30 protein-coding genes and 1 pseudogene are annotated in these 25,442 nt (G+C 63.3%); 13 read left to right on the top strand and 18 right to left on the bottom strand.

The features are described from left to right. Window positions 1-69 precede the first annotated feature (69 nt). Together RAM80_RS12510 and RAM80_RS12515 are read left to right on the top strand one after the other, a co-directional pair. Window positions 70-429, top strand: a pseudogene (locus RAM80_RS12510) (DoxX-like family protein); the annotation flags it as partial. Then, window positions 426-893: a DUF2269 family protein gene (locus RAM80_RS12515; RefSeq protein ID WP_416426858.1), complete on the top strand. Its 468-nt coding sequence runs from the start codon at window positions 426-428 to the stop codon at window positions 891-893. The pseudogene RAM80_RS12510 and the gene RAM80_RS12515, both read left to right, overlap by 4 nt. Window positions 894-1,073: 180 nt before the next feature. Here RAM80_RS12515 and cysN read toward each other — a convergent pair whose 3' ends face one another. From cysN to RAM80_RS12535, 4 genes are all read right to left on the bottom strand, one after another. Beyond that, a complete protein-coding gene (gene cysN, locus RAM80_RS12520; RefSeq protein ID WP_416426859.1) occupies window positions 1,074-2,975 on the bottom strand; it encodes a sulfate adenylyltransferase subunit CysN in 1,902 nt (633 codons plus the stop codon). Between the two features lie 53 nt (window positions 2,976-3,028). After that, window positions 3,029-3,370 (bottom strand): four helix bundle protein, encoded by a 342-nt coding sequence (locus RAM80_RS12525; RefSeq protein WP_416426860.1) that lies wholly within the window; start codon window positions 3,368-3,370, stop codon window positions 3,029-3,031. Window positions 3,371-3,444: 74 nt separating this feature from the next. Continuing rightward, window positions 3,445-4,362 carry a sulfate adenylyltransferase subunit CysD gene (gene cysD / locus RAM80_RS12530; protein ID WP_008365348.1) on the bottom strand — a complete coding sequence of 306 codons (918 nt, stop codon included), beginning with the start codon at window positions 4,360-4,362 and terminating at the stop codon, window positions 3,445-3,447. 145 nt (window positions 4,363-4,507) lie between these two features. After that, a complete protein-coding gene (locus RAM80_RS12535; RefSeq protein WP_416426861.1) occupies window positions 4,508-5,266 on the bottom strand; it encodes a Nif3-like dinuclear metal center hexameric protein in 759 nt (252 codons plus the stop codon). A gap of 115 nt (window positions 5,267-5,381) precedes the next feature. Between RAM80_RS12535 and algW the strand changes: the two genes are divergently transcribed. After that, complete coding sequence (algW, locus tag RAM80_RS12540) at window positions 5,382-6,545, top strand: Do family serine endopeptidase AlgW (RefSeq protein WP_416426862.1); 1,164 nt, start codon at window positions 5,382-5,384, stop codon at window positions 6,543-6,545. Window positions 6,546-6,635: 90 nt separating this feature from the next. On the opposite strand, the gene hisC is transcribed toward algW, so the two are convergent. The 10 genes from hisC to RAM80_RS12590 form a co-directional block, all read right to left on the bottom strand. Next, window positions 6,636-7,679, bottom strand: coding sequence for a histidinol-phosphate transaminase (gene hisC / locus RAM80_RS12545; RefSeq protein ID WP_416426863.1), 1,044 nt, complete (start codon window positions 7,677-7,679; stop codon window positions 6,636-6,638). 3 nt (window positions 7,680-7,682) lie between these two features. Further along, a complete protein-coding gene (gene hisD, locus RAM80_RS12550; protein ID WP_416426864.1) occupies window positions 7,683-9,011 on the bottom strand; it encodes a histidinol dehydrogenase in 1,329 nt (442 codons plus the stop codon). Window positions 9,012-9,149: 138 nt separating this feature from the next. Beyond that, window positions 9,150-9,785 carry an ATP phosphoribosyltransferase gene (gene hisG / locus RAM80_RS12555; RefSeq protein ID WP_249671737.1) on the bottom strand — a complete coding sequence of 212 codons (636 nt, stop codon included), beginning with the start codon at window positions 9,783-9,785 and terminating at the stop codon, window positions 9,150-9,152. A 119-nt stretch (window positions 9,786-9,904) separates the two neighbouring features. Further along, entirely contained in the window at window positions 9,905-11,170 is a 1,266-nt protein-coding gene (murA, locus tag RAM80_RS12560; protein WP_027976827.1) for a UDP-N-acetylglucosamine 1-carboxyvinyltransferase, read from the bottom strand. Window positions 11,171-11,192: 22 nt separating this feature from the next. Next, complete coding sequence (locus RAM80_RS12565; protein WP_027976826.1) at window positions 11,193-11,432, bottom strand: BolA family protein; 240 nt, start codon at window positions 11,430-11,432, stop codon at window positions 11,193-11,195. Window positions 11,433-11,552: 120 nt separating this feature from the next. Then, window positions 11,553-11,858, bottom strand: coding sequence for an STAS domain-containing protein (locus tag RAM80_RS12570; protein ID WP_416426865.1), 306 nt, complete (start codon window positions 11,856-11,858; stop codon window positions 11,553-11,555). Next, window positions 11,855-12,496, bottom strand: a complete 642-nt coding sequence (locus tag RAM80_RS12575) for an MlaC/ttg2D family ABC transporter substrate-binding protein (protein WP_416426866.1) — start codon at window positions 12,494-12,496, stop codon at window positions 11,855-11,857. Before RAM80_RS12575 ends, RAM80_RS12570 begins: the two co-directional genes overlap by 4 nt. Before the next feature lie 11 nt (window positions 12,497-12,507). Then, window positions 12,508-12,975, bottom strand: coding sequence for an outer membrane lipid asymmetry maintenance protein MlaD (mlaD, locus tag RAM80_RS12580; RefSeq protein ID WP_416426867.1), 468 nt, complete (start codon window positions 12,973-12,975; stop codon window positions 12,508-12,510). Beyond that, window positions 12,975-13,772 (bottom strand): lipid asymmetry maintenance ABC transporter permease subunit MlaE, encoded by a 798-nt coding sequence (gene mlaE, locus RAM80_RS12585; RefSeq protein WP_416426868.1) that lies wholly within the window; start codon window positions 13,770-13,772, stop codon window positions 12,975-12,977. The genes mlaD and mlaE overlap by 1 nt, the downstream gene beginning before the upstream one ends. Next, window positions 13,772-14,581 carry an ATP-binding cassette domain-containing protein gene (locus tag RAM80_RS12590; protein ID WP_416426869.1) on the bottom strand — a complete coding sequence of 270 codons (810 nt, stop codon included), beginning with the start codon at window positions 14,579-14,581 and terminating at the stop codon, window positions 13,772-13,774. Before RAM80_RS12590 ends, mlaE begins: the two co-directional genes overlap by 1 nt. A 231-nt stretch (window positions 14,582-14,812) precedes the next feature. On the opposite strand from RAM80_RS12590, the gene RAM80_RS12595 reads away from it, so the two are divergent. The 10 genes from RAM80_RS12595 (at window position 14,813) to RAM80_RS12640 (ending at window position 21,860) form a co-directional block, all read left to right on the top strand. Continuing rightward, window positions 14,813-15,787 (top strand): KpsF/GutQ family sugar-phosphate isomerase, encoded by a 975-nt coding sequence (locus RAM80_RS12595; RefSeq protein WP_416426870.1) that lies wholly within the window; start codon window positions 14,813-14,815, stop codon window positions 15,785-15,787. After that, complete coding sequence (locus tag RAM80_RS12600) at window positions 15,787-16,311, top strand: KdsC family phosphatase (RefSeq protein WP_416426871.1); 525 nt, start codon at window positions 15,787-15,789, stop codon at window positions 16,309-16,311. The genes RAM80_RS12595 and RAM80_RS12600 overlap by 1 nt, the downstream gene beginning before the upstream one ends. Window positions 16,312-16,319: 8 nt before the next feature. Continuing rightward, window positions 16,320-16,892: an LPS export ABC transporter periplasmic protein LptC gene (lptC, locus tag RAM80_RS12605; protein WP_416426872.1), complete on the top strand. Its 573-nt coding sequence runs from the start codon at window positions 16,320-16,322 to the stop codon at window positions 16,890-16,892. Further along, on the top strand, window positions 16,879-17,418 hold the full coding sequence (gene lptA / locus RAM80_RS12610) for a lipopolysaccharide transport periplasmic protein LptA (RefSeq protein ID WP_416426873.1): 540 nt from the start codon (window positions 16,879-16,881) through the stop codon (window positions 17,416-17,418). Before lptC ends, lptA begins: the two co-directional genes overlap by 14 nt. Beyond that, on the top strand, window positions 17,418-18,143 hold the full coding sequence (gene lptB, locus RAM80_RS12615; protein WP_416426874.1) for an LPS export ABC transporter ATP-binding protein: 726 nt from the start codon (window positions 17,418-17,420) through the stop codon (window positions 18,141-18,143). The genes lptA and lptB overlap by 1 nt, the downstream gene beginning before the upstream one ends. 171 nt (window positions 18,144-18,314) lie before the next feature. Continuing rightward, window positions 18,315-19,811, top strand: a complete 1,497-nt coding sequence (locus RAM80_RS12620; protein ID WP_416426875.1) for an RNA polymerase factor sigma-54 — start codon at window positions 18,315-18,317, stop codon at window positions 19,809-19,811. Window positions 19,812-19,922: 111 nt separating this feature from the next. After that, complete coding sequence (hpf, locus tag RAM80_RS12625) at window positions 19,923-20,231, top strand: ribosome hibernation-promoting factor, HPF/YfiA family (RefSeq protein WP_416426876.1); 309 nt, start codon at window positions 19,923-19,925, stop codon at window positions 20,229-20,231. 12 nt (window positions 20,232-20,243) lie between these two features. Continuing rightward, a complete protein-coding gene (ptsN, locus tag RAM80_RS12630) occupies window positions 20,244-20,708 on the top strand; it encodes a PTS IIA-like nitrogen regulatory protein PtsN (protein ID WP_416426877.1) in 465 nt (154 codons plus the stop codon). 2 nt (window positions 20,709-20,710) lie between these two features. Then, on the top strand, window positions 20,711-21,568 hold the full coding sequence (rapZ, locus tag RAM80_RS12635; RefSeq protein ID WP_416426878.1) for an RNase adapter RapZ: 858 nt from the start codon (window positions 20,711-20,713) through the stop codon (window positions 21,566-21,568). 16 nt (window positions 21,569-21,584) lie between these two features. Continuing rightward, window positions 21,585-21,860, top strand: coding sequence for an HPr family phosphocarrier protein (locus RAM80_RS12640; RefSeq protein ID WP_416426879.1), 276 nt, complete (start codon window positions 21,585-21,587; stop codon window positions 21,858-21,860). Window positions 21,861-22,493: 633 nt separating this feature from the next. On the opposite strand, the gene RAM80_RS12645 is transcribed toward RAM80_RS12640, so the two are convergent. The 4 genes from RAM80_RS12645 to RAM80_RS12660 are packed head-to-tail and all read right to left on the bottom strand — an operon-like array spanning window position 22,494 to window position 25,333. Beyond that, a complete protein-coding gene (locus RAM80_RS12645) occupies window positions 22,494-23,105 on the bottom strand; it encodes a superoxide dismutase (protein WP_416426880.1) in 612 nt (203 codons plus the stop codon). Window position 23,106: 1 nt separating this feature from the next. Continuing rightward, window positions 23,107-23,538, bottom strand: a complete 432-nt coding sequence (locus RAM80_RS12650) for a hypothetical protein (protein ID WP_416426881.1) — start codon at window positions 23,536-23,538, stop codon at window positions 23,107-23,109. Between the two features lie 30 nt (window positions 23,539-23,568). Further along, entirely contained in the window at window positions 23,569-24,945 is a 1,377-nt protein-coding gene (locus RAM80_RS12655) for a class II fumarate hydratase (protein ID WP_416426882.1), read from the bottom strand. Next, on the bottom strand, window positions 24,938-25,333 hold the full coding sequence (locus RAM80_RS12660; protein ID WP_416426883.1) for a FagA protein: 396 nt from the start codon (window positions 25,331-25,333) through the stop codon (window positions 24,938-24,940). Before RAM80_RS12660 ends, RAM80_RS12655 begins: the two co-directional genes overlap by 8 nt. Between the last annotated feature and the right edge of the window lie 109 nt (window positions 25,334-25,442).

The following is a 25,442-nucleotide window of genomic DNA, read 5'->3' on the forward strand; positions in this document are numbered from 1 at the left end:
GGCGCGATGGCAAAAGGTTTCCCCTCACAGCAAGGAGCACTCCACCCCGTGATCCCCCGTACCGACTGGCTGCGCCCTGCCCTGCTGGGCACCCTGGTATTTCTCTGGCTATGGACTGCTGCCGTCTGCCTGGGCCCCGGCTTTGACTGGGGCCTGAAGATCATGGCCGAAGCCGGCGTGCAGGGCTGGCTGGCGAGCCTGGCGGTGATTGGTGGCGCGCTCTGTGATGCCGCGCTCGGGCTGGCCCTGCTGTTCAAGCGCTGGCGGCGCAAGGCGTTGTTGGCGCAGTTGCTGCTGATGATCGCCTACACCCTGTTCATCAGCGTGGTGCTGCCCCATTACTGGTTCGATCCCTATGGGGGCGTGGCGAAGAACCTGGTGCTGATGATCGTGACCTTGTGGCTGCATGGCCAGGAGGGCGTTCGATGAGCCTGTACCTGACGCTCAAGACCCTGCACATTCTGTCGTCCACGCTGCTGTTCGGCACCGGGCTGGGCTCGGCGTATTACGCCATGCGTGCGTGGCGCACGGGTGACGTGGCGGTGATCCGCGCCACCTTCCGCCACCTGGTGTTCGCCGATTGGGCCTTCACGGCCACCACGGCGGTGTTCCAGCCGCTGAGCGGCCTGGGGCTGGCGCATTTGGCGGGATGGCCGCTGGCGAGCCCGTGGCTGCTGTGGAGCCTGGGTTTGTATGTGTTCGCCGGGGTGTGTTGGCTACCGGTGGTGTGGTTGCAGATTCGCGTGCATCGGCTGGCGGAGCAGGCCGTGGCGCAAGGCACTGGCATGCCGCTGGTGGCCAGGCGCTACATGGCATGGTGGTTCGGCCTGGGGTGGCCGGCGTTCCTGGCGTTTATCGCGATTTTCTACCTGATGGTGGGCAAAGGCGCGTAACCCCGTAGCAGCTGCCACCAGGCTGCGTCGGGGCCCAACGCGGTGTACCTGGTGTACTGCGGTGCCTGGGACGCGGCCTGCGGCCGCTGCTACGGGGTTATTCGGCGATAATGCGAACAGCACTTATGAAAAAGCCCGCGACTCTTGCGAGGCGCGGGCTTTTTCATACAGCGGTGGGGCTTAGATCGCGCCGCGCGAACGCAGCAGCTCCAGCACCTGCTTCACGCCTTCTTCCAGCGAAACGCTCTGGGTGTCCACCACCAGGTCAGCGTTCAACGGCACATCGTACGGGAAGGACTCACCCGGGATGTTGTCGCCATCGGCAGCGTACAGGCCTTGCGGGTCGCGCTCGCGGCACGCCTGTGGCGACGCCTGCACGTAGACGGTCAGCAGGCGGTCGGCGCCGATCAGGGCCTTGGCCTGTTCGCGGCCTTCGGCATCCGGCGCCACGAAGGCGGCCAGGGTCAGCAGGCCGGCTTCGTTGAACTGGCGCGCCACGTGGGCGGCACGACGCCAGTTCTCGGTACGCCCGGCGCGGTCCTGCGGCAGGCCTTTGTTCAGGTCGTGACGCAGGTTCTGGCCGTCCAGCACGAATACTGCGCGGCCCATGTCGAACAGTTTGCGCTCCACGGCGTAGGCCAGGGTGCTCTTGCCCGCGCCCGACAGGCCGCTGAACAGCACGGTAGCCGGCTTCTGGCCGAAGCGCAGGGCGCGCTCCTCGGTGGCCACGTGGGCCAGCTTGCCGTGATGGCCCGCCGCGCCGTGCGGTACCACTGGCGGGGCGATGATCATGCCGGCGCCGACGGTGCCGTTGGTCAGGCGGTCGATGACGATGAACGCACCGGTGGTGCGGTTGCTGTCATAGCCGTCCAGTGCGATGGCGCTGTCCAGCGCGACCTTCACGCGGCCGATCTCGTTCAGGGCCAGCGCGCTGCCCGGGCCTTCGGCCAGAGTGTTGACGTCGACCTTGTGGACGATGCTGGCAATGCTGCCCGGCACGTAGCTGGTGGCACGCTTGATGTCGTATTTCTTGCCCGGCAGCATCGGCTCTTCAGCCATCCACACCAGCATGGCGTCGAAGCTGTCAGTCACCGTTGGCACGTTGTCGGCATGCACCAGCAGGTCGCCACGGGAGATGTCGATCTCGTCTTCCATGGTCAGGGTCACGGCCTGGCCTGGGCCAGCCTGTTCCAGCTCACCTTCGAAGGTGACGATGGACTTGACCCGGCTGCTCTTGCCCGACGGCAGCACCACGACTTCGTCGCCCTTGTGCACGACGCCGCTGGCCAGGGTGCCGGCGAAGCCGCGGAAGTTCAGGTTCGGACGGTTGACGTACTGCACCGGGAAGCGCAGGTCGGTCAGGTTGCGGTCGCCCGAGACTTCCACGGTTTCGAGGATTTCCATCAGCGACTGGCCGGTGTACCACGGCGAGCGCTCGCTGCGGTTCACCACGTTGTCGCCCTTGAGGGCCGACATCGGCACGAAGTGCAGGCTGCTCGGCTTCAGGGCGATACCTTCGGCGAACTTCAGGTAATCGGCCTTGATCTCCTCGAACACGCCTTCGTCGAAGCCCTTCAGGTCCATCTTGTTGATGGCAACCACGATGTGCTTGATGCCCAGCAGCGAGGCAATGTAGCTGTGGCGACGGGTTTGGGTCTGCACGCCGTAGCGGGCGTCGACCAGAATGATCGCCAGGTCACAGGTGGAGGCACCGGTGGCCATGTTGCGGGTGTACTGCTCGTGGCCCGGGGTGTCGGCGATGATGAACTTGCGCTTGGCGGTCGAGAAGTAGCGGTAGGCTACGTCGATGGTGATGCCTTGCTCGCGCTCGGCCTGCAGGCCGTCCACCAGCAGCGCCAGGTCAATGTCGTCACCGGTGGTGCCGACTTTCTTCGAGTCACGGGTAATGGCTTCCAGGTGATCTTCGTAGATCATCTTGGAGTCGTGCAGCAGGCGCCCGATCAGGGTGCTCTTGCCGTCGTCGACGTTGCCACAGGTCAGGAAGCGCAACAGCTCCTTGCGCTCGTGCTGGCCCAGGTAGGCGAGGATGTCCTCGCTGATCAAATCGGATTGATGACTCATTGCATTCGAGCTCCAAGCTGTAAGCTTCAAGCGGCAAGCTTGTCGGCGTACAGCTAGTTGGAAATTTTTTTGATCAACCCGCAGAGCATATTGGAAAGCTCTCGGGACTCCGAAATCCAGTCCGCAGCAAGCGATTCGCTGATGTAGCCGATCTCCATACCAATCATGATCTGGGTTCGCAACTCCCCACAGGAAGCCTTGGCGATCCACAGAAACTGGCATTTCTCCTTCACCGAAAAACGTTCCATCCCCTCTGCGATATTGCTCGGAACAGACAACGCAGAGCGGGTGACCTGGCTTCTGAAAGCCAAGTCATTGCATGACGCCAATTCCCGGTAGACCGAAACAGCAAGCCGCTTGGCTCGCTGCCACACAATCAACTTCTCGAAATCCATTTCGAGCTCCAGTCAAAAACTCAAGCACACAGTTTGCCGGTTTTGACTTGCCGCTTGCAGCTCGCAACTTGTCGCTAGAAGTAGCCCTGACGTTTCTTGTCTTCCATCGAACCGGCGCCATCGTGGTCGATGACCCGGCCCTGGCGCTCGGAAGTTCGCGTCAGGAGCATTTCCTGAATGATGTCGGTCAGGCTCTCGGCCTCCGACTCCACCGCGCCCGTCAACGGGTAGCAGCCAAGGGTACGGAAACGCACTTTCTTTTTGACGATCTGCGCCTTCTCTTCCTCGCTGAGGTGCTCGAGGATGCGATCGTCGTCGATCATGATCAAGGTGCCGTTCTTCTCGATCACTTCGCGCTCGGCGGCGAAGTACAGCGGCACGATCGGGATACCTTCCAGGTAGATGTACTGCCAGATATCCAGCTCGGTCCAGTTCGACAGGGGGAACACGCGAATGGATTCGCCCTTGTTGACCTTGCCGTTGTACACGTTCCACAGCTCGGGGCGCTGGTTCTTCGGGTCCCAGCGGTGCTTGCTGTCACGGAACGAGTAGACACGTTCCTTGGCCCGCGACTTCTCTTCGTCGCGGCGCGCGCCACCGAAGGCGGCGTCGAAGCCGTACTTGTCCAGCGCCTGCTTGAGGCCCTGGGTCTTCATGATGTCGGTGTGCTTGGAGCTGCCGTGGGTGAAAGGGTTGATGCCCTGCGCCACGCCTTCGGGGTTCACGTGCACCAGCAGGTCCAGGCCCAGTTCTTCAACCATGCGGTCGCGGAACTTGTACATCTCCTGGAACTTCCACTGGGTGTCCACGTGCATCACGGGGAACGGCAGCTTGCCGGGGAAGAACGCCTTGCGTGCCAGGTGCAGCATCACGGCGGAGTCTTTGCCGATGGAATAGAGCATCACCGGGTTATCGAACTCGGCGGCCACCTCACGGATGATGTGGATGCTCTCCGCCTCCAACTGTTTCAAATGCGTCAGTTTGTCGACCATGGCTACTCACGGGGATTACATTCGTTATGGACGGCCTGCGGGCCGTGTTCGAGCCGCCCACTCTAGCACAGCGGCATCTTCTATCTAATTGGGTGGTTAGAACGAAGCAGTATAAGAATATGCCTGGGAGTTTGGGCCCTCCCCGTCAGATGGGGTTGGGGATGTCGATGAAGATATGCTCCAACGCGAAGCGCCGCGCCAGGTAGTCGCCCAGCGCCTGCACGCCGTAGCGCTCGGTGGCGTGATGGCCGGCGGCAATGAAGCTTACGTCGTTTTCCCGCGCGCTGTGGAAGGTCTGCTCGCTGGCCTCGCCGCTGATGAACAGGTCGACGCCGGCGGCGATGGCCTGGTCGATGTAGCCCTGGCCGCCGCCGGTGCACCAGCCGACGCGGCGGATCATGTCGCTGCCTTCGATCACCAGCGGCTCGCGGCCCATGACTTCCTGCACCCGGCGGGCGAAATCACGGGCGGTCATGGGCTCGGCCAGCGAGCCTACCAGGCCCACTACCCGGGCGTTGTCCGGGTCCAGCGGGCCTTCCACGGTAATGTCCAACTGGCGGGCCAACTGCACGTTGTTGCCCACGTCGGGGTGCAGGTCCAGCGGCAAGTGGTAGGCCAGCAGGCTGATGTCGTGCTTGAGCAGCGTCTTCAGCCGGCGCTGCTTCATGCCCACCACGCAGGGGTTCTCGCCCTTCCAGAAATAGCCGTGGTGCACCAGCACCAGGTCGGCCTGGGCCTCCACCGCCGCGTCCAGCAAGGCCTGGCTGGCGGTGACGCCGCTGACGATGCGCATCACCTGCGGGCGCCCTTCCACCTGCAGGCCGTTGGGACAGTAATCCTGGATTTTCGCGCTGTTGAGGTAACGGTCGGCTTCTTCGACCAGGGTGCTCAGGGCAACAGCCATAAAAGACTCCTAAATAGCAGTTCAGAGCGGCTAAAGCACTCGTATAATGGCGCCCATTATGAGCCACCCAGGCGGGTTTGGCTCACGCTCCGTGCAAACTCCCAGGATCCGTTAAATGTTCAAGGCACTGCGTTATTTTGGCTGGCCGCTGCTGACTGGTTTACTCATCGCATTGCTGATCATCCAGCGCTTCCCGCAACTGGTCGGGTTGCCAAGCCAGGACGTCAACCTGCAGCAAGTGGCCCAGACCTCCTCCAGCGTGGTCCAGGGCCCGGTCACCTACGCTGACGCGGTGGTGCTCGCCGCCCCGGCGGTGGTCAACCTGTACACCACCAAGGTGGTCAACAAGACCAACCACCCGCTGTTCGAAGACCCGCAGTTCCGCCGCTTCTTCGGCGACAACCTGCCCAAGCAGAAGCGCATGGAATCGAGCCTGGGTTCGGGCGTGATCATGAGCCCCGAAGGCTACCTGCTGACCAACAACCACGTGGTCACCGGCGCCGACCAGATCGTGGTGGCGCTCAAGGACGGCCGCGAGACCCTGGCCCACGTCATCGGCAGCGACCCGGAGACCGACCTGGCGGTGCTGAAAATCGACCTCAAGAACCTGCCGTCGATCACCATCGGCCGCTCCGACAACATCCGCATTGGCGACGTGGCCCTGGCCATCGGCAACCCGTTCGGCGTCGGCCAGACCGTGACCATGGGCATCATCAGCGCCACCGGCCGCAACCAACTGGGCCTGAACACCTATGAGGACTTCATCCAGACCGACGCCGCCATCAACCCCGGCAACTCCGGCGGCGCGCTGGTGGACGCCAACGGCAACCTGACCGGCATCAACACCGCCATCTTCTCCAAGTCCGGCGGCTCCCAGGGCATCGGCTTCGCCATCCCGATCAAGCTGGCGCTGGAGGTGATGAAGTCGATCATCGAGCACGGCCAGGTCATCCGTGGCTGGCTGGGCATCGAAGTGCAGCCGCTGACCCAGGAACTGGCCGACTCCTTTGGCCTGAAAGACCGCCCAGGCATCGTCGTCGCCGGCATCTTCCGCGACGGCCCGGCGCAGAAGGCCGGCCTGCAGTTGGGTGACGTGATCCTGAGCATTGACGGCCAGCCTGCCGGTGACGGGCGCAAGTCCATGAACCAGGTGGCACGCACCAAGCCCAATGACAAGATCAGCATCCAGATCATGCGCAACGGCAAGGAAATGAAGCTCACCGCCGAAGTGGGCCTGCGGCCGCCGCCGGCGCCGAGCGCCACCGAAGAAGTGCAGTAACGAAAAAGCCCGCGAAAGCGGGCTTTTTCATGGAGTGCCGTTACGCAAGCTCCGCAGCAGCGGCCGCCAGGCCGCGTCAGGGTCGCCCCGTCACAGGGCGTTCAGCAGCGCCTGGTTCTGCGCAGGCGTGCCGATGCTGATGCGCAGGAACTGGGCGATGCGCTGTTGCTTAAAGTGGCGCACGATCACGCCCTTCTCGCGCACCTTGGCAGCGATGGCTGCGGCGTCCTGTTGCGGGTGGCGGGCAAAGATGAAGTTCGCCGCCGACGGCAGCACTTCGAAACCACGCTGTTCCAGTTCAGCCACCAGCTTCTCGCGGCTGTCGATCACCAGCTTGCAGGTGTGCTCGAAGTACTCGCGGTCCTTGAACGACGCGGCGCCACCGACGATGGCGAGGCGGTCCAGCGGGTAGGAGTTGAAGCTGTTCTTGACCCGCTCCAGTGCCTCGATCAGGTCCGGGTGGCCTACGGCCAGGCCCACGCGCAGGCCGGCCAGGGAGCGCGACTTGGACAGGGTCTGGGTGACCAGCAGGTTGGGGTAGCGGTTGACCAGGCCGATGGCCGTCTCGCCGCCGAAGTCGATGTAGGCTTCATCGACCACCACCACCGAGTCCGGGCTGCCTTTCACCAGCTGCTCCACCGCGTCCAGCGCCAGCAGGCAACCGGTAGGGGCGTTGGGGTTGGGGAAGATGATGCCGCCGTTGGGGCGGGCGTAGTCTTCGACGCGGATCTGGAACTGCTCGTCCAGCGGCACCTGCACGAAGTCGATGCCGTAGAGGCCGCAGTACACTGGGTAAAAGCTGTAGCTGATGTCCGGGAACAGCAGCGGCGCGTCGTGCTGGAACAGGCCGTGGAAGATGTGCGCCAGCACCTCGTCCGAGCCGTTGCCCAGGAACACCTGGTTGGGCTGCACGCCGTAGAACTCGCACACCGCCTGCTTGAGCAGGTCGCTGTTGGGGTCCGGGTACAGGCGCAGGTTGTCACCCAGCTCGGCGCGCATGGCTTCGATCGCCTTGGGCGACGGGCCGTAGGGGTTTTCGTTGGTGTTGAGCTTCACCAGGTTGGCGACCTTGGGCTGCTCGCCCGGCACGTAGGGCACCAGTTCCTTGACGAAGGGGCTCCAGAATTTGCTCATGTCTCAGTTCCCTTGCTTGTCGTCGGCGAGAATGCGGTATTCGGCGCTGCGGGCGTGGGCGCTCAGCGACTCGCCGCGGGCCAGGATGGAAGCGGTCTTGCCCAGTTCGGACGCACCTTGCTGCGAGCAGAAGATGATCGACGAGCGCTTCTGGAAGTCATACACGCCCAGCGGCGAAGAGAACCGCGCAGTGCCCGAGGTAGGCAACACGTGGTTGGGGCCGGCGCAGTAGTCGCCCAGCGCTTCGCTGGTGTGGCGGCCCATGAAGATCGCGCCGGCGTGGCGGATCTGCGGCAGCCAGGCCTGGGGGTCGGCTACCGACAGTTCCAGGTGTTCCGGGGCAATGCGGTTGGCCACTTCGATGGCCTGCTGCATGTCCGCCACCTTGATCAGCGCGCCACGGCCGTTGATCGAGGTGTTGATGATCTCGGCGCGGTCCATGGTCGGCAGCAGTTTGTCGATACTGGCGGCCACTTTGTCGAGGAACTCGGCGTCGGGGCTGACCAGGATGGCCTGGGCGTCTTCGTCGTGCTCGGCCTGGGAGAACAGGTCCATGGCGATCCAGTCCGGGTCGGTCTGGCCGTCGCACACCACGAGGATCTCGGACGGGCCGGCGATCATGTCGATGCCTACCTGGCCGAACACGTGACGCTTGGCGGTGGCTACGTAGATGTTGCCCGGCCCTACTACCTTGTCCACCTGCGGCACGCTTTCGGTGCCGTAAGCCAGCGCGGCCACGGCCTGGGCACCGCCGATGGTGAACACACGGTCGACGCCGGCGATGCAGGCGGCGGCCAGCACCAGCTCGTTCACTTCACCGCGCGGGGTGGGCACCACCATGACCACTTCGGTCACGCCGGCCACCTTGGCGGGGATGGCGTTCATCAGCACAGACGATGGGTACGACGCCTTACCGCCCGGCACGTACAGGCCGGCGCGGTCCAGCGGCGTGACCTTCTGGCCCAGCACGGTACCGTCGGCCTCGGTGTAGCTCCAGGAATCCTGCTTCTGCTTCTCGTGGTAGCTGCGCACGCGGGCGGCGGCGATTTCCAGGGCCTGGCGCTGCTCGGGGGTAATGCGCGTCAGGGCCAGTTCCAGGCGCTCGCGGCCCAGGATCAGCTCGGCCATGGAAGCCACTTCCAGGCCGTCGAAGCGCTGGGTGAACTCCACCAGCGCCGCGTCGCCGCGCTCGCGCACGGCCTTGATGATATCGAGCACGCGCTGGTTGACCGAATCGTCGGACACGCTTTCCCAGCTCAGCAGATGATCCAGATGGCGCGCGAAGTCCGGATCAGTGGCGTCGAGTCGGCGGATTGCAGTGGACGTGGTCATAGCGGGCCTCAATAGTTGGCGAATGCTGAAAATAGCAAATCTCAGGCGCCGCTAGACTACCAAGCCATCCGCGTGGGCACCTGAGAATTCTGGCTATGACACGGATAGATGGGCGCGGCTCAAGGCCGCGCGAGTGGATCAGCCGCGGTGTCGCGACTCCACAGCCTTGCGCAGGGTGTCGATCAGCGCCTGGATGCGGGCGTGCTGCATCTTCATGGACGCCTTGTTGACCACCAGGCGCGAGCTGATGGTGGCGATCAGCTCCTGGGGTTCCAGGCCGTTGGCCCGCAGGGTGTTGCCGGTGTCGACGACGTCGATGATCTTGTCGGCCAGGCCGATCAGCGGGGCCAGCTCCATGGAGCCGTACAGCTTGATGATGTCGACCTGGCGGCCCTGTTCGGCGTAGTAGCGCTTGGCAACGTTGACGAACTTGGTGGCCACGCGCAGGCGGCCCTTGGGCTCGACGGCACCGATGGCGCCGGCGGTCATCAGCTTGCACTTGGCAATCTGCAGGTCCAGCGGCTCGTACAGGCCCTGGCCGGTGTATTCCATCAGCACATCCTTGCCCGCCACGCCGAGGTCGGCGGCGCCATGCTCGACATAGGTCGGCACGTCGGTGGCACGCACGATCAGCAGGCGCACGTCGTCCTGGGTCGTGGGGATGATCAGCTTGCGGCTCTTATCCGGATTCTCGGTCGGCACGATGCCCGCCTCTGCCAGCAATGGCAGGGTGTCATCGAGAATGCGGCCCTTGGACAGCGCGATGGTCAACATGGAAAACGTCTTTCCTTAATCAGGATTGTGCCCGGTCGCAAACGGCGCCGGGCCACTGCCAGGCCCACAAGGCCTGGCTGGACAGATTCATGGGGCGCGTCCCTGCGCCCGGTAGCAGGTTAGCCCGGCACGCGACGGATCTTCGCGCCCAGCATCTGCAGTTTTTCCTCGATGCACTCGTAACCACGGTCGATGTGGTAGATGCGGTCGATCAGGGTATCACCTTCGGCCACCAGGGCCGAGATCACCAGGCTGGCCGAGGCGCGCAGGTCGGTCGCCATCACTGGCGCGCCCTTGAGCTTCTCGGTACCGGTAACGATGGCAGTGTTGCCCTCGACCTGGATGTGCGCGCCCATGCGGTGCATTTCATACACGTGCATGAAGCGGTTCTCGAAGATGGTCTCGATGACCGCGCCGGTGCCTTCGGCAATGGCGTTCAGGGAGATGAACTGCGCTTGCATGTCGGTCGGGAACGCCGGGTACGGCGCGGTGCGCACGTTGACGGCCTTCGGACGCTTGCCATGCATGTTCAGCTCGATCCAGTCCTCGCCCACGGTGATCTCGGCGCCCGATTCCTTCAGCTTCTCAAGTACCGCTTCGAGAATGGTAGGGTCGGTGTCCTTGACCTTCACGCGGCCGCCGGTGGCGGCTGCGGCCACCAGGTAGGTGCCGGTCTCGATACGGTCCGGCATCACCTTGTAGGTGGCCGAGTCCAGGCGCTTCACGCCATCGATGGTGATGGTGTCGGTGCCGGCGCCGTGGATCTTGGCACCCATGGCGATCAGGAAGTTGGCCAGGTCGACCACTTCAGGCTCGCGCGCGGCGTTCTGCAGCACGCTGCGGCCGTTGGCCAGGGCAGCGGCCATCATGATGTTCTCGGTACCGGTCACGCTGACGGTGTCGAAGAAGAAGTTGGCACCACGCAGGCCGCCTTCCGGCGCCTTGGCCTTGATGTAGCCGCCTTCCACGTCGATGACCGCGCCCATGGCTTCCAGGCCACGGATGTGCAGGTCGACCGGACGCGAGCCGATGGCGCAACCGCCAGGCAGGGCGACTTCGGCCTCACCGAAACGGGCGACCATGGGGCCCAACACCAGGATCGAGGCGCGCATGGTCTTCACCAGCTCGTACGGTGCAACCAGGGTCTTGATGGTGCGTGGGTCGATTTCGACCGACAGTTTTTCATCGATCACCGGCTCGATGCCCATGCGACCGAACAGCTCGATCATCGTGGTGATGTCGTGCAGGTGTGGCAGGTTGGCAACGGTTACCGGGCCATCGGCCAGCAGCGTGGCGGCCAGGATCGGCAGGGCAGAGTTCTTCGCCCCGGAAATGCGGATTTCGCCATCAAGACGAACGCCGCCAGTAATAATCAGTTTGTCCATAAGAATCTCGACGCCCTCAGGCTCAGGTGCGCTCAGCCCAGGCTGCGCTGCTGAAAAATTTCATTGTGACCGCATGGATGCTGCCATCGACGATCCAGGGATTGAGATGAGCATAGATCTGCTGCTGACGCTTGACCGGACTCAAGGCGGCCAGCTCGTCACTGATCACGTTCAATTGGAAGTTGCAGCCTTCGCCTTCAACTTCGACCTGGACATTTGCCAGCTGTGCTTCAAGGAAGCTTTTAACTTCTACGGCCTGCATGCTCAACCTCGATCGGCGCCCTGTGCGCGCGGGTCGGCCATCATACAAAAAAAGCCCCTCGCCTGCGAACCCTGGTTGCAAGGACTCGGACGGAGGGGCTTGTTCATTGTGCCTGAATGTTCACGCGGCCGACAAAATACCGCTCACCTGGCACACTTCGGCGATCTGCTGCATGTCGCGCGGCAAGCCCCGGATAGCCAGGGTCTTGCCGGCGGCGATGGCGTCGCGCTGCAGGCACAGCAGCAGGGAAAGCCCCACGCTGCTGGACTTGAGCACGCCCGAACAGTCGAGCACCAGGGCATTGCCGGGGCTGGCCTTGACCAGCTTCTGGCCCTGGTTGCGCAGGGCCTTGCCGGTGCTGTAGTCCAGCACGCCGGTCAACAGCAGCTCGCCGCCAGCGCCTTGGCTGATGGCTGCTTCAGTCATTGCGCAGCACCCGTGCCCTTCTCGGCCTTGGCCTTGGCCACTTCGCCAGCCCAGCCGTCGATGGTCTTGTCCAGGTTGTTGCCGTTGCGCTGCATGGCATCGGCGAACTGGTCACGGAACAGCTTGCCCAGGTTGATGCCGTTGACGATGACGTTACGCACTTTCCATTCGCCGTTCAGCTTCACCAGGGTGTATTGGACCGGATAGACCGCGCCGCTGTCGCCCTTGACGGTCATGTCGACGCTGGTACGGTCGCCCTCGTCGCCCTTGGCCGGGCCGACGGTGATGCCCTGGTTGTTGTATTCGAGCAGTGCATTGCCATAGAACTGCATCAGGCCCTTCTTGAAGTTCTCTTCAAAACGGGTGATCTGTGCAGGGGTGGCGCCCTTCGAGTACTTGACGGTCATGATGCTCTTGGAAATGCCTTCCGCATCGACAGCCGGGCCGATGATGTTGTTCAAGGCGTCATAGAACTTGGTCGGGTCCGCCTTGTACTGGGCCTTGTTCGCCGCCAGGTCTGCCAGCAGCTCCTTGGTGGTGCGATCCACCAGGTCATGGGCGGACTGGTCGGCAGCATTGGCCAACAGCGGCACACAGGCCAACAGCACCAGCAGGCCACGTCGCAGGATGGACATCATGGAGTAACTCCTCATTTGGCGTCTTTGTTAACGGTATTGAGCAGGAATTTGCCGATCAGGTCTTCCAGTACAAGGGACGACTGGGTGTCGTGAATGGTTCCGCCGTCCTTGAGCAGGGTGTCTTCACCGCCCACGCTCAGGCCGATGTACTTCTCGCCCAGCAGGCCAGCCGTCAGGATAGATGCAGTGGAGTCGGTCGGCAGGTTATTCACCTTCTTGTCGATCTGCATGGTGACGCGGCCGGTGAAGGTGTCCCGGTCCAGGTCGATGGCGGTGACCTTGCCCACGGTGACGCCGGCCATGGTGACCTTGGCGCGCACGGTCAGGCCGGCGATGTTGTCGAAGTTGGCGTACAGCTTGTAGGTATCGTTGGCGGCGCTGGTGGACAGGCCGCTGACGCGAAGGGCCAGCAGAATCAGTGCCAGAATCCCGGCCAGCAGAAACATGCCGACACCGATTTCCAGGGTGCGGTTTTGCATCAGAAATCTCCAAACATCAAAGCGGTCAGAATAAAGTCCAGGCCCAGGATGGCCAGCGAGGCATACACCACGGTCTTGGTGGTGGCGCGGCTGATGCCTTCGGAAGTCGGGTCGCAGTCGTAGCCCTGGAACACGGCGATCCAGGTCACCACGAACGCGAACACCAGGCTCTTGACCACGCCGTTGAGGACGTCGTCGGTGAAATTGACGCTGTTCTGCATGTTGGCCCAGAACGAGCCGTCATACACACCCAGCCAGTCGATGGCCACCCACGAGCCGCCCCAGATGCCCACGACGCTGAAGATCATGGCCAGGATAGGCAAGGAAATGAAGCCTGCCCACAGGCGCGGCGCAGCGATGTACTTGAGCGGGTCGACGCCGATCATTTCCAGGCTCGACAGCTGCTCGGTGGACTTCATGTTGCCGATCTCGGCCGTCAGCGCGGAGCCCGCGCGGCCGGCGAACAGCAAGGCGGTGACCACCGGGCCCAGCTCGCGCAGCAGGGTCAGGGCGACCATCTGCCCCACGGCCTGCTCGGAACCGTACTTGGTGAGGATGCTGAAGCCCTGCAGGGCCAGCACCATGCCGATGAACATGCCCGACACGACGATGATCAGCAGCGACATCACGCCGACCGAATACAGTTGCTTGACCAGCAGTTGGAAGCCACCGCCCACGCCACGACGCCCGACCAGCGCATGCATCAGGAACAGCCCGGAACGCCCCAGCACCGCCAGCATGTCGATGGCCGCGCGGCCGAACAGGCGGATGCGCTCCAGTAGTGATTTCTTGCGCATCAGCGCGTCCCCAGAAGATCGGCGCGGTAGTCCGGCGCCGGGAAATGGAAAGGAACCGGCCCGTCGGGGTCGCCTTTCATGAATTGGCGAATGCGAGGATTGTCCGCCGCCATCAGTTCCTGCGGCGTACCCTGCCCCAGCACCTGCCCGTCACCCACCACATAGATGTAGTCGGCGATGCTGGCGGTTTCGGCCAGGTCATGGGAGACCACGATGCTGGTAATGCCCAAGGCATCGTTGAGCAGGCGGATCAGGCGCACCAGCACGCCCATGGCGATAGGGTCCTGGCCGACGAATGGTTCGTCGTACATGAGGATCTGCGGGTCCATGGCAATGGCGCGGGCCAGGGCCACGCGACGCTTCATGCCACCGGACAGCTCGTCGGGCATCAGTTCCACGGCACCGCGCAGGCCAACGGCCTGCAGCTTGAGCAGGACGATGTCGCGGATCATTTCCTCGGGCAGGTCGGTATGCACCCGCAGCGGGAACGCCACGTTCTCGAACACGTCGAGGTCGGTGAACAGCGCGCCGCTCTGGAACAGCACGCCCATGTGCTTGCGGGCGTCGAACAGGTCGCTACGCGACAGCGCCGGCAGGTTCTGGCCATTGACCCAGACCTCGCCACCACTGGGGCGCAACTGCGCGCCCATCAGGCGCAGCAGGGTTGTCTTGCCGCAGCCGGAAGGTCCCATGATACCGGTGACCTTGCCTCTTGGAATGCGGATATCGACATTTTTGAAGATACTCCGCGAACCGCGCTTGAAGGACACACCCTTCAGCTCGACCGCGTAGTCATTATCGGCACTCATCTAAACTCCTTGCGATGCAGCCTGTCCTCGGACGCTTTCCCCCGTCGCGAAGACACGCGCGCTTCTGGCGGGCCAACTGGCGGCGAACTATATCACCCCAGACACACGCGCCCCAAGGCCGTTCCAAAAGCGAATAAGCAACAAGACATTTAATGGATGACGATCGAACGTGAGGGTTTCGATCAATACGGCTATAATCGCCGCCTTTTCATCAGGCAATACGTTTCCGACATGAGCCAATCCAGCGACCTGATCCAATCGGCACAGCGCACCATCCGCCTTGAACTCGAGGCGGTAGAGGGCTTGCTGGCCCATATTGATGCCGACTTCGTCCGCGCCTGCGAAATGATCCTCGCCAGCAAGGGCCGCGTCGTCGTGGTCGGCATGGGCAAGTCAGGGCATATCGGCAACAAGATCGCCGCGACCCTGGCCAGCACCGGCACCACGGCGTTTTTCGTGCACCCGGCCGAGGCCAGCCACGGCGACATGGGCATGATCACCCGCGATGACATCATCCTGGCCCTGTCCAACTCCGGCTCCACGAATGAAATCGTCACCCTGCTGCCGCTGATCAAGCGCCTGGGCATCCAGCTCATCAGCATGACCGGCAACCCCGACTCGCCGCTGGCCAAGGCCGCCGAGGTCAACCTGGACGCCCGCGTGGTCCACGAGGCCTGCCCGCTGAACCTGGCGCCCACCTCCTCCACCACCGCGGCGCTGGTGCTGGGCGACGCCCTGGCCATCGCCCTGCTGGAGGCCCGCGGCTTCACCGCCGAGGACTTCGCCTTCTCGCACCCCGGTGGCGCCCTGGGCCGCCGCCTGCTGCTCAAGGTGGAGAACGTGATGCATGCCGGCGAGGAACTGCCGCAGGTGGTTCGCGGCACGCTGCTCAAGGATGCGCTGATGGAAATGACCCGCAAGGGGCTGGGCATGACCGTGGTCCTTGAAGAGGATGGCCGCCTGGCCGGGATATTCACCGACGGCGACCTGCGCCGCACCCTGGACCGCACCATCGACGTGCACAGCGCGCGCATCGAGGAAGTGATGACGCCCCACGGCAAGACCGCCCGCGCCGAGATGCTCGCCGCCGAGGCCCTGAAGATCATGGAAGACCACAAGATCAGCGCGCTGGTGGTGGTCGACAAGCAGGACCGCCCGGTTGGCGCCCTGAACATGCACGACCTGCTGCGCGCCGGAGTAATGTGATGACCCAGCACCTGTTGCAACGCGGCCAGGCCGTGAAACTGGCGGTGTTTGACGTGGACGGCGTGCTGACCGACGGCCGCCTGTACTTCTGCGAAGACGGCAGCGAGATCAAGACGTTCAGCACCCTGGACGGCCAGGGCATCAAGATGCTGATCAACTCGGGCGTAGTCACGGCGATCATCACCGGGCGCAAGAACCCGATCGTCGAGCGCCGGGCCAAGAGCCTGGGCATCGCCCACCTGTACCAGGGCCGCGAAGACAAATTGGTGGCACTGGACGACCTTCTGGCGCAACTGGGCCTAAGCTATGAACAGGTAGCCTACCTGGGCGACGACCTGCCGGACCTGGCCCCCATCCGCCGCGTCGGCCTGGGCATGGCCGTGGCCAACGCCGTGCCGTTCGTGCGCGAGCACGCCGACGGCGTGACCCAGGCCCGTGGCGGCGAAGGCGCTGCCCGCGAGTTCTGCGAGCTGATCCTGCGTGCCCAAGGCAACCTCGAAGCGGCCCTGGCCGCCTATTTATAGAGTTTCCCATGCCGAGTAAAAAACTGCGCAATCTCCTGTTGTTCTGTGTCGTCGTGGCGATCTTCGTCTCCGTCGGCTACTGGAACATCAACCCGGACACCTTCCTCGACAAGCCTGCGGCTGCTGTCGACGAAAGTGCCATCGACTATTACGCCATCAACGCCCACGCTGTGCAGTACCTGCCTGACGGCGGCGTGCAGTACCGCATGACCGGTGACAAGGTCGAGCACCTGCAGGCCAGCCAGGTCACCAAGGTGACCAACCCGGACATGAACCTGTACCGCGGCACCGTGTACCCCTGGCACGTGACCAGCGACCACGGCGAAGTGAACCCCGACGGCACCCAGGTCGAGCTGATCGACAACGTCCGCGTGGCCCGCACCGACCAGAAAAACCGTCCTACCCTGATTACCACCACGCGCATGACGGTATTCCCACAACAGCAATATGCGCAGACTGACCGAGACGTTAGAATCGACGGCGCCGGTGGCGTCTCGACGGGCACGGGCATGAAGGCATATTTGAAAGACAGCAAGATCAACTTGCTGTCAAACGTAAGAGGACTGTATGAGGCTCGCTAAAACCCTCCCTTTATTGCTCTCCCTGGGCTCTGCACTGGGGAGCGCTGGCGCCTGGGCACTGCCTACGGATCGCGACCAGCCGATCCACATCCAGTCCGACGACGCACAACTGGATGACAAGCAGGGCGTGGCCGTCTACAAGGGCAACGTCATCATCACCCAGGGCACCATGAAGATCACCGGCAACACCGTGACCATCACCCGCAACGCCCAGGGCGACGTCGACACCTTCACCTCGGTGGGCAACCTGGCCTACTACGAGCAGAAGCCGGCGATCGACAAGCCCATCGTCCAGGGCTACGGCAAGACCATCCAGTATTTCTCGGCGCAGAACCGCATCATCCTGATCGACCAGGCCAAGGTGGTGAACGACGGCAACACGTCCGAAGGCGAGAAGATCGTCTATGACACCGTCAAGCAGGTAGTGAACGCCGGCCGCGCCACAGGCGCCAAGGTCACGCCACGACCACGCATCGACATGGTCATCCAGCCGAAAAGCAAAACCGACCAGCAGCAGGGCAAGTAATGGCTATCCTCAAAGCCCAGCACCTGGCCAAGGCCTACAAGGGCCGGCAAGTGGTGCGTGACGTCAGCATGTCCATCGAAAGTGGGCAGATCGTCGGCCTCCTGGGGCCTAACGGCGCCGGCAAGACCACCTGCTTCTACATGATCGTCGGCCTGGTGCGCGCCGATCAGGGCCGCGTGCTGATCGACGACCTGGACGTGAGCCACCAGCCCATGCACGGTCGCGCTCGCTCGGGCATCGGCTACCTGCCGCAGGAAGCCTCGATCTTCCGCAAGCTGTCGGTCTCCGACAACATCATGGCCATCCTGGAAACCCGCCCGGAGCTGGACAAGGCCGGCCGCGTGAAGGAGCTGGAAAGCCTGCTGCAGGAGTTCCACATCACGCACATCCGCGACAACCTGGGCATGAGCCTGTCGGGCGGCGAGCGGCGCCGGGTGGAAATTGCCCGCGCGCTGGCGACCGCGCCCAAGTTCATCCTGCTGGACGAACCCTTTGCCGGTGTCGACCCGATCTCGGTCGGCGACATCAAGCAGATCATTCATCACCTCAAGAACAAGGGCATCGGCGTGTTGATCACCGACCACAACGTTCGCGAGACCCTGGATATCTGTGAAACCGCTTACATCGTCAACGATGGCCAGCTGATCGCCGAAGGCGATGCCGAGACCATCCTGGCAAACCAACTGGTGAAAGAGGTTTACCTCGGCCACGAGTTCCGCCTGTAACGGCGAGGTGTTTGGCTGGTTGCCCGGGGCGCGCCGCGAATTAATTGCGGTGTCGCTCTAGGCAAACACTTCGGTTTCAGGCATATAATTTGCTTACGACAAAAGCCGAGAGCCTCGGCGCCCGTAGTGGATGGCGCTTTGCGCCGGCGAATAAGGTGTTAAGCCCCTGCCATGAAACCATCGCTCGTCCTAAGAATGGGCCAGCAACTGACGATGACACCGCAGTTGCAACAGGCCATCCGCCTCCTCCAGCTCTCCACCCTGGACCTCCAACAGGAAATCCAGGAGGCCCTGGAATCCAATCCGATGCTCGAACGCCAGGAAGAAGGCGACGACTTCGACAACAGCGACCCCATGGCCGACAAGGCCGAGCAACAGGTCACGCCGGAAATCCAGGAGCCCAGCTACCAGGAAACCTCCGCCCCCACCGTCGACAACCTCGAAGACGGCGAGTGGAGCGAGCGCATTCCCAACGAGCTTCCCGTCGACACCGCCTGGGAAGACATCTACCAGACCAGCGCCAGCAGCCTGCCCAGCAACGATGACGACGAATGGGACTTCACCACCCGCACGTCGGCCGGCGAAAGCCTGCAGAGCCATCTGCTGTGGCAACTCAACCTGGCGCCCATGTCCGACACCGATCGCCTGATCGCGGTCACCCTGATCGACTGCATCAACAACCAGGGCTACCTGGACGAGACGCTGCAGGAGATCTGCGACTCCTTCGACCCGGAGCTGGACATCGAGCTGGACGAAGTGGAAGCCGTGCTGCACCGCATCCAGCAGTTCGAGCCCGCCGGCATCGGCGCCCGCGACCTCAGCGAATGCCTGCTGCTGCAACTGCGCCAGATGCCCCCGCGCACGCCGTGGCTCAGTGAGGCCCAGCGCCTGGTGGCCGACTACATCGACCTGCTGGGCAGCCGCGACTACAGCCAGCTGATGCGCCGCATGAAGCTCAAGGAAGACGAGCTGCGCCAGGTCATTGAACTGGTGCAAAGCCTCAACCCGCGCCCTGGCTCGCAGATCGAGTCCAGCGAAGCCGAGTACGTGGTGCCCGACGTCATCGTGCGCAAGGACAACGAGCGCTGGCTGGTGGAGCTGAACCAGGAAGCCGTACCGCGCCTGCGCGTCAACCCGCAGTACGCCGGCTTCGTGCGCCGCGCCGACACCAGCGCCGACAACACCTTCATGCGCAACCAGTTGCAGGAGGCGCGCTGGTTCATCAAGAGCCTGCAGAGCCGCAACGAGACCCTGATGAAGGTCGCCAGCCAGATCGTCGAGCACCAGCGCGGTTTCCTCGACTACGGCGACGAGGCCATGAAGCCGCTGGTGCTGCACGACATCGCCGAGGCGGTGGGCATGCACGAGTCGACCATTTCGCGGGTGACCACGCAGAAATACATGCACACCCCGCGCGGCATCTACGAGCTGAAATACTTTTTCTCCAGCCACGTCAGCACCTCCGAGGGCGGAGAATGCTCGTCCACGGCGATCCGCGCGATCATCAAGAAACTGGTTGCCGCGGAAAATCAGAAAAAGCCATTGAGTGACAGCAAGATCGCTGGTTTACTGGAGGCACAAGGCATCCAGGTAGCCCGCCGCACTGTCGCCAAGTACCGTGAATCCCTAGGGATCGCGCCGTCCAGCGAACGCAAGCGGCTGATGTGAATCCTGGCAGCGCCAACGCGCTGCCAGTGGGCTTGCCGGATGTGCCACAGCGTTCCAGTGGCAGGTTAACCAACCTGTCTCTTTATGCACTGGCAATAAGGAGAAAGCGGTATGCAAGTCAACATCAGTGGACATCAACTGGTTGTGACCGACGCCATGCGCACTTACATCGGTGAGAAACTCGACCGATTGGAGCGCCATTTCGACAAGATCACCAACGTGCAGGTCATCATGGAGGTCGAGAAGCTGAAACAGAAAATCGAGGCCACCCTGCGCGTACCCGGTGGCGAAGTCGTGGCAAACGCGGAACATGATGATATGTACGCGGCCATCGACCTGCTGACCGACAAGCTCGACCGCCAACTCAAAAAGCATAAGGAAAAACAGCAGAGTCTGCTGCAAGGCCAGACCGCCCGCTGACACTCCCCCCTCATGATCCGACTTGAAAACATCCTGACCCCCGGCCGTTCCCTCGTGAACGCGCCGGGCGGCAGCAAGAAGAAAGTACTCGAACACATCGCCACCCTCATCGCCCGGGAAGTCCCGGGCCTTGAGATGCAGGTAGTGTTCGAAAGCCTGGTCGCCCGCGAAAAACTGGGCTCGACCGGTTTTGGCAACGGTATTGCCATCCCCCATTGCCGCCTGGTTGGCTGCACCACGCCGATCAGCGCCCTGCTGCACCTGGAGAACAAGATCGACTACGACGCCATCGACGGCGCCCCGGTCGACCTGGTCTTCGTGCTCCTGGTCCCCCAGGAGGCGACCAATGAACACCTGGCGTTGCTGAGCCAGATCGCCGGCATGCTCGACCGCGCCGACGTGCGCGAGCGCCTGCGCTCGGCGAAAAGCAGCGATGCCCTCTATCAGGTTGTGCTGGACGAACAGAAAGGTCATTGACCATGCGCCTGATCATCGTCAGCGGCCGTTCCGGCTCGGGCAAAAGCACCGCGCTGGACGTGCTGGAAGACAACGGTTTCTACTGCATCGACAACCTGCCGGCCGGCCTGCTGCCGGAACTGGCCGAGCGCGCCCTGATCCGCACCGAGCTGGCCCAGCCGCTGGTAGCCGTGTCCATCGATGCGCGCAACCTGCCCAGCGACCTGTCGCGTTTTCCGCAACTGCTGCAGGAAGCCCGCGACAAGCACATCCAGTGCGACGTGCTGTACCTGGACGCCGACGAAGAAACCCTGCTCAAGCGCTTCTCCGAGACCCGCCGCCGCCACCCGCTGAGCAACGCCAGCCGTTCGCTGGCCGAAGCCATCCGGGTGGAAACCGACCTGCTCAGCCCGATCGCCGACCTGGCTGACCTGAAGATCAACACCACCCACCTGAACCTGTACCAGCTGCGCGACTCGCTCAAGCTGCGCCTGCTGAACAAGCCGGAGCCGGGCACGGCGTTCCTGGTGGAATCATTTGGTTTCAAGCGTGGCATGCCGGTGGACGCCGACCTGGTGTTCGACGTGCGCTGCCTGCCCAACCCCTATTGGAAGCCGGAACTTCGCGACCATTCAGGCCTGGAGCAACCGGTCATCGACTACCTGGCCGCGCAGCCCGACGTCGAGGAGATGTACCAGGACATCTCAAGCTACCTGCTCAAGTGGTTGCCGCGCTTCGCCGCCAGCAACCGCGCCTACGTCACCATTGCCATCGGCTGCACCGGCGGGCACCATCGCTCGGTCTACCTGACCGAACGCCTTGGCCAGGCCCTGCAGCAGACGCTCAAGAATGTCCAGGTTCGCCACCGCGACCTCAGTTGAAAGGATCCCCACCGCGATGCCTGCTCGTGAAATCGAAATCATCAACAAGCTTGGCCTGCACGCCCGCGCGGCCGCCAAGTTCGTCGGCGTCGCCGGCCGCTTCGGCAACTGCCAGGTCCGCATCGGCCGCAACGCCGACAGCATGATCGACGGCAAGAGCATCATGGCCGTCATGATGCTGGCCGCCGGCAAAGGTACCCAGGTGTACCTGTCCACCGAAGGCGAGGAACAGGACGAAGCCATGGCGGCGATCGTCGAGCTGATCAACAACAAGTTCGACGAAGGCGAATGACCGCCCTGCCCCACCCCAACAAAAAGCCCGGCCAAGTGCCGGGCTTTTTGTTGGGCATTATCGCCGAGACACTGATCTGCGTAGCCGCTGCCGAAGGCTGCGCTGGCCCCGCCCCTCGCTGGAGATCTCTAGCGTACATGAGGACCAGCGCAGCCTGGCGGCAGCGGCTACACGGCAGCCAAAGACATCGGCAATAGCTGGCCGGCCATTCGACGTTTAATAGCCCGCTTGGCACGATATCGCTGGCGCCTCAGCATCACCACCAACTGCCGCTGGAAAAGCGTCTCTGCCCTCGCCCTCGCCTCCACCGACATCGCTGCTTCGAGCTCTGAGAATTTCTTTGTAATCACGTTTCGCATCACTCCCGACTGTCACGCTGCAAAGAGCGAAAAATCATCCCACCTAGCTGGCTGATCTGCGACGACATTTCCGTGAGATTTTGTTACCTACCACACCCCCGTAGCAGCGGCCGCCAGGCCGCGTCCCGGGGCACGCCGCGGACGCGGCCTGGCGGCCGCTGCTACAGGAGTGGCGCGAAGCGCGCCAGGGCTTCGGTGATGATGATGGCCGCGCCCGCCAACAGCAGGGCGCTGCCCAGGATCAGCCGCAGCCGGGTCAGCAGCAGGCGCCGATTCAAGCCAGCGCTGCCTTGTAGCGCCGCTCTACCTCGGCCCAGTTGACCACGTTGTAGAAGGCATTGATGTATTCAGGGCGACGGTTCTGGTACTTCAGGTAGTAGGCGTGTTCCCACACGTCCAGGCCCAGGATCGGCGTGTTGCCGTGCATCAGCGGGCTGTCCTGGTTGCCGCTGCTTTCCACCACCAGTTGCTTCTGCGGGGTCACGCTCAGCCATGCCCAGCCGCTGCCAAAGCGGGTCAGCGCTGCCTTGGTGAAGGCCTCCTTGAACGCGTCGAAACCGCCCAACTGCTTGTCAATGGCTTCAGCCACGCTGCCTTGGGGCTGGCCGCCGCCCTTGGGCGCCATCACGTCCCAGAACAGCGAGTGGTTAGCGTGCCCGCCACCCTGGTTGACCACCGCCGGCTGCAACTTCTCGGGCAAATGCTTGACGCTGCCGACCAGCTTGTCGATCGGCCACTCCGCGTACTCGGTGCCTTCGACGGCGGCGTTGAGGTTGTTGATGTAGGTCTGATGGTGCTTGGTGTAGTGGATTTCCATGGTGGCCGCGTCGATGTGCGGTTCCAGGGCATCGTAGGCGTAGGGCAGCGCAGGCAAGGTATAGGGCATTTCAATGGACTCCGTGTTGGGGGGCCGCGCGGCCCCGGGTTTCCTGGCCGAACAACAGCCGGCTGGTGCGCGGGTATTCGCCGTATTCGCTGATGAAGGCCAGCAACTCGGCGTAGGTCTTGCTGCTGTGGCGCAGCGCTGCCTCACGCAGCGCCGGGGTAAGGCGCGGGTCTTGGGCGGCCTGCAACAGGCGCTGGTGGATGGCGCACAGGTACTCGGCGCTCTCCTCCGGCTGCATCAGGCGCAGGTGCAGGTCGGCCAGGTTGTGATGGGAAATCACGCACGCCGCCACCGCTTCGTCGACATCCGCCCAGCGTTCGAACAGCACCTGGGCCAGCGCGAGGGCCTGCAGGTACAACTCCCGCGCATCGACCAAGTCACCGCGGGCGAAGCAGGCGTTGGCCATTTCGATGGTGCGTTTCCAGTGCTGCATGGTGTGCCTCCGAAGCGATAGAACAGCGGCTCAGATGCCGCCGGCGGTGAGCTTTTCCGGGTCCAGCAGGGTTTCCAGCTGGCTGCGTGACAGGTCCGTGTGCTCCAGCGCCACATCAATGATCGGGCGGCCTTCCTTGTAGGCGGTCTTGGCGATTTCGGCGGCCTTTTGGTAGCCGATGATCGGGTTCAGCGCGGTGACCAGGATCGGGTTGCGCGACAGCGCTTCCTTGAGCTTGGCTTCGTTGACCTTGAAGCTGGCAATGGCCTTGTCGGCCAGCAGGCGGCTGGCGTTGGCCATCAGCTCGATGCTCGACAGCAGGTTTTGCGCGACGATGGGCAGCATCACGTTGAGCTCGAAGTTGCCCGACTGGCCGGCGATGGCGATGGTGGTGTCATTGCCGATGACCTGGGCCGCGACCATGGCAGTGGCCTCCGGAATCACCGGGTTGACCTTGCCCGGCATGATCGAGGAGCCCGGCTGCAGGCCTTCCAGCTCGATCTCGCCCAGGCCTGCCAGTGGGCCGGAGTTCATCCAGCGCAGGTCGTTGGCGATCTTCATCAGCGACACGGCGGCGCCTTTCAGCTGGCCGGACACGGCCACGGCGGTGTCCTGGGAGCCGATCAGGGCGAACAGGTTCTGACCCTGGGTGAACTCCACGCCGGTCAACAGGCTCAGCTGGTGGCTGAAACGCTTGGCGAACTGTGGGTGCGCGTTGATCCCGGTGCCTACCGCCGTGCCGCCCTGGGCCAGCGATTGCAGGCTGGGCAACAGGCCGCGCAGGTGGCCGATGTTGGCGCGGATCTGCGCCGCCCAGCCATTGAGCACCTGGCTCATGCGCACCGGCATGGCGTCCATCAGGTGGGTGCGGCCGGTCTTGACGTAGGCGTGCACCTGCCCGGCTTTCTGCTCGATCACCTGCACCAGGTGCTCCAGCGCCGGCAGCAGTTGCTCGTGCAGCGCCAGGGCGGCGCTGACGTGAATGGTGGTGGGGATGATGTCGTTGCTGCTCTGGCCACAGTTGACGTGGTCATTGGCGTTGACCGTGGCGCCCAGGCGACGGGTGGCCAGGGTGGCGATCACTTCGTTGGCGTTCATGTTCGAGCTGGTGCCCGAGCCGGTCTGGAAAATGTCCACCGGGAAGTGCTGCATGAAGTCTTCGGCTAGCAGCTGCTGGCAGGCCTGGACGATGGCGTCGCCCTGGGCGGCGCTGATTTGCTCGAGCTCGACGTTGGCCTTGGCTGCGGCGGCCTTGGCCAGCACGAGCGCGCGAATGAACTGGGTGGGCATGGGTTGCCCGCTGATCGGGAAGTTGTTCACCGCGCGCTGGGTCTGGGCACCGTACAGGGCCGCCTCCGGCACCTGCAGTTCGCCCATGCTGTCACGCTCGATTCGGGTATTACTCATCGGGATGTCCTTGCAGCAGATCGGAAAAGGAAATCGATGGCAGCAGCGTGCACACGGCCAGTTGCCGGCCATGCTGGTGCCACAGTTGCAGGTGTTCGGGGGTGCGCGCGGCCAGGCGCATGTCGCGTAGCGGGCGGTAGGCCTGGTCCAGGCACAGGCAGCGCCAGTGCCACGGCAGGGCCGGGTCGGCGGCGGTGTCCAGCAGCAGGCGGAAGCAGGTGCGGGCCACGGTCCAGGCCGAGGCGGCGCCACAACTGATGAGGAAACGGCCTTCGGCCATGTAGTCCTCGATGATGCGCGGGTCGTTCGGCGTCAATGCGCAGCGGATCTGCCGGCTTAACCAGCGCCAGTTTTCCAGGTAGGACTGCTCTTGAACGGCGGACTTCATCGACGCGGCCTCATGGCGATAATGATATTTATTATTAATTGATATTGAGAATCAAAACAAGCACAAACAAAAAAGGCGTGACGCCCTAAAGCGTCACGCCTTTGCTCGA

Source organism: Pseudomonas sp. App30, from assembly GCF_047947025.1.
Classification (GTDB): domain Bacteria; phylum Pseudomonadota; class Gammaproteobacteria; order Pseudomonadales; family Pseudomonadaceae; genus Aquipseudomonas.

Bases quoted from the DNA above. Each gene is read 5' to 3' on its own strand.
- mlaD (WP_416426867.1), bottom strand. From the start codon at position 12,975: ATGCAAAACCGCACCCTGGAAATCGGTGTCGGCATGTTTCTGCTGGCC.
- hpf (WP_416426876.1), top strand. From the start codon at position 19,923: ATGCAAGTCAACATCAGTGGACATCAACTGGTTGTGACCGACGCCATG.
- RAM80_RS12570 (WP_416426865.1), bottom strand. From the start codon at position 11,858: ATGACTGAAGCAGCCATCAGCCAAGGCGCTGGCGGCGAGCTGCTGTTG.
- RAM80_RS12515 (WP_416426858.1), top strand. From the start codon at position 426: ATGAGCCTGTACCTGACGCTCAAGACCCTGCACATTCTGTCGTCCACG.
- RAM80_RS12660 (WP_416426883.1), bottom strand. From the start codon at position 25,333: ATGAAGTCCGCCGTTCAAGAGCAGTCCTACCTGGAAAACTGGCGCTGG.
- RAM80_RS12590 (WP_416426869.1), bottom strand. From the start codon at position 14,581: ATGAGTGCCGATAATGACTACGCGGTCGAGCTGAAGGGTGTGTCCTTC.
- RAM80_RS12620 (WP_416426875.1), top strand. From the start codon at position 18,315: ATGAAACCATCGCTCGTCCTAAGAATGGGCCAGCAACTGACGATGACA.
- rapZ (WP_416426878.1), top strand. From the start codon at position 20,711: ATGCGCCTGATCATCGTCAGCGGCCGTTCCGGCTCGGGCAAAAGCACC.
- RAM80_RS12640 (WP_416426879.1), top strand. From the start codon at position 21,585: ATGCCTGCTCGTGAAATCGAAATCATCAACAAGCTTGGCCTGCACGCC.
- lptA (WP_416426873.1), top strand. From the start codon at position 16,879: ATGAGGCTCGCTAAAACCCTCCCTTTATTGCTCTCCCTGGGCTCTGCA.
- RAM80_RS12650 (WP_416426881.1), bottom strand. From the start codon at position 23,538: ATGCAGCACTGGAAACGCACCATCGAAATGGCCAACGCCTGCTTCGCC.
- cysD (WP_008365348.1), bottom strand. From the start codon at position 4,362: ATGGTCGACAAACTGACGCATTTGAAACAGTTGGAGGCGGAGAGCATC.
- hisD (WP_416426864.1), bottom strand. From the start codon at position 9,011: ATGACCACGTCCACTGCAATCCGCCGACTCGACGCCACTGATCCGGAC.
- RAM80_RS12575 (WP_416426866.1), bottom strand. From the start codon at position 12,496: ATGATGTCCATCCTGCGACGTGGCCTGCTGGTGCTGTTGGCCTGTGTG.
- RAM80_RS12655 (WP_416426882.1), bottom strand. From the start codon at position 24,945: ATGAGTAATACCCGAATCGAGCGTGACAGCATGGGCGAACTGCAGGTG.
- cysN (WP_416426859.1), bottom strand. From the start codon at position 2,975: ATGAGTCATCAATCCGATTTGATCAGCGAGGACATCCTCGCCTACCTG.
- RAM80_RS12565 (WP_027976826.1), bottom strand. From the start codon at position 11,432: ATGCAGGCCGTAGAAGTTAAAAGCTTCCTTGAAGCACAGCTGGCAAAT.
- murA (WP_027976827.1), bottom strand. From the start codon at position 11,170: ATGGACAAACTGATTATTACTGGCGGCGTTCGTCTTGATGGCGAAATC.
- ptsN (WP_416426877.1), top strand. From the start codon at position 20,244: ATGATCCGACTTGAAAACATCCTGACCCCCGGCCGTTCCCTCGTGAAC.
- algW (WP_416426862.1), top strand. From the start codon at position 5,382: ATGTTCAAGGCACTGCGTTATTTTGGCTGGCCGCTGCTGACTGGTTTA.
- lptB (WP_416426874.1), top strand. From the start codon at position 17,418: ATGGCTATCCTCAAAGCCCAGCACCTGGCCAAGGCCTACAAGGGCCGG.
- mlaE (WP_416426868.1), bottom strand. From the start codon at position 13,772: ATGCGCAAGAAATCACTACTGGAGCGCATCCGCCTGTTCGGCCGCGCG.
- lptC (WP_416426872.1), top strand. From the start codon at position 16,320: ATGCCGAGTAAAAAACTGCGCAATCTCCTGTTGTTCTGTGTCGTCGTG.
- RAM80_RS12535 (WP_416426861.1), bottom strand. From the start codon at position 5,266: ATGGCTGTTGCCCTGAGCACCCTGGTCGAAGAAGCCGACCGTTACCTC.
- RAM80_RS12595 (WP_416426870.1), top strand. From the start codon at position 14,813: ATGAGCCAATCCAGCGACCTGATCCAATCGGCACAGCGCACCATCCGC.
- RAM80_RS12525 (WP_416426860.1), bottom strand. From the start codon at position 3,370: ATGGATTTCGAGAAGTTGATTGTGTGGCAGCGAGCCAAGCGGCTTGCT.
- hisG (WP_249671737.1), bottom strand. From the start codon at position 9,785: ATGTTGACCATCGCGCTGTCCAAGGGCCGCATTCTCGATGACACCCTG.
- RAM80_RS12645 (WP_416426880.1), bottom strand. From the start codon at position 23,105: ATGCCCTATACCTTGCCTGCGCTGCCCTACGCCTACGATGCCCTGGAA.
- RAM80_RS12600 (WP_416426871.1), top strand. From the start codon at position 15,787: ATGACCCAGCACCTGTTGCAACGCGGCCAGGCCGTGAAACTGGCGGTG.
- hisC (WP_416426863.1), bottom strand. From the start codon at position 7,679: ATGAGCAAATTCTGGAGCCCCTTCGTCAAGGAACTGGTGCCCTACGTG.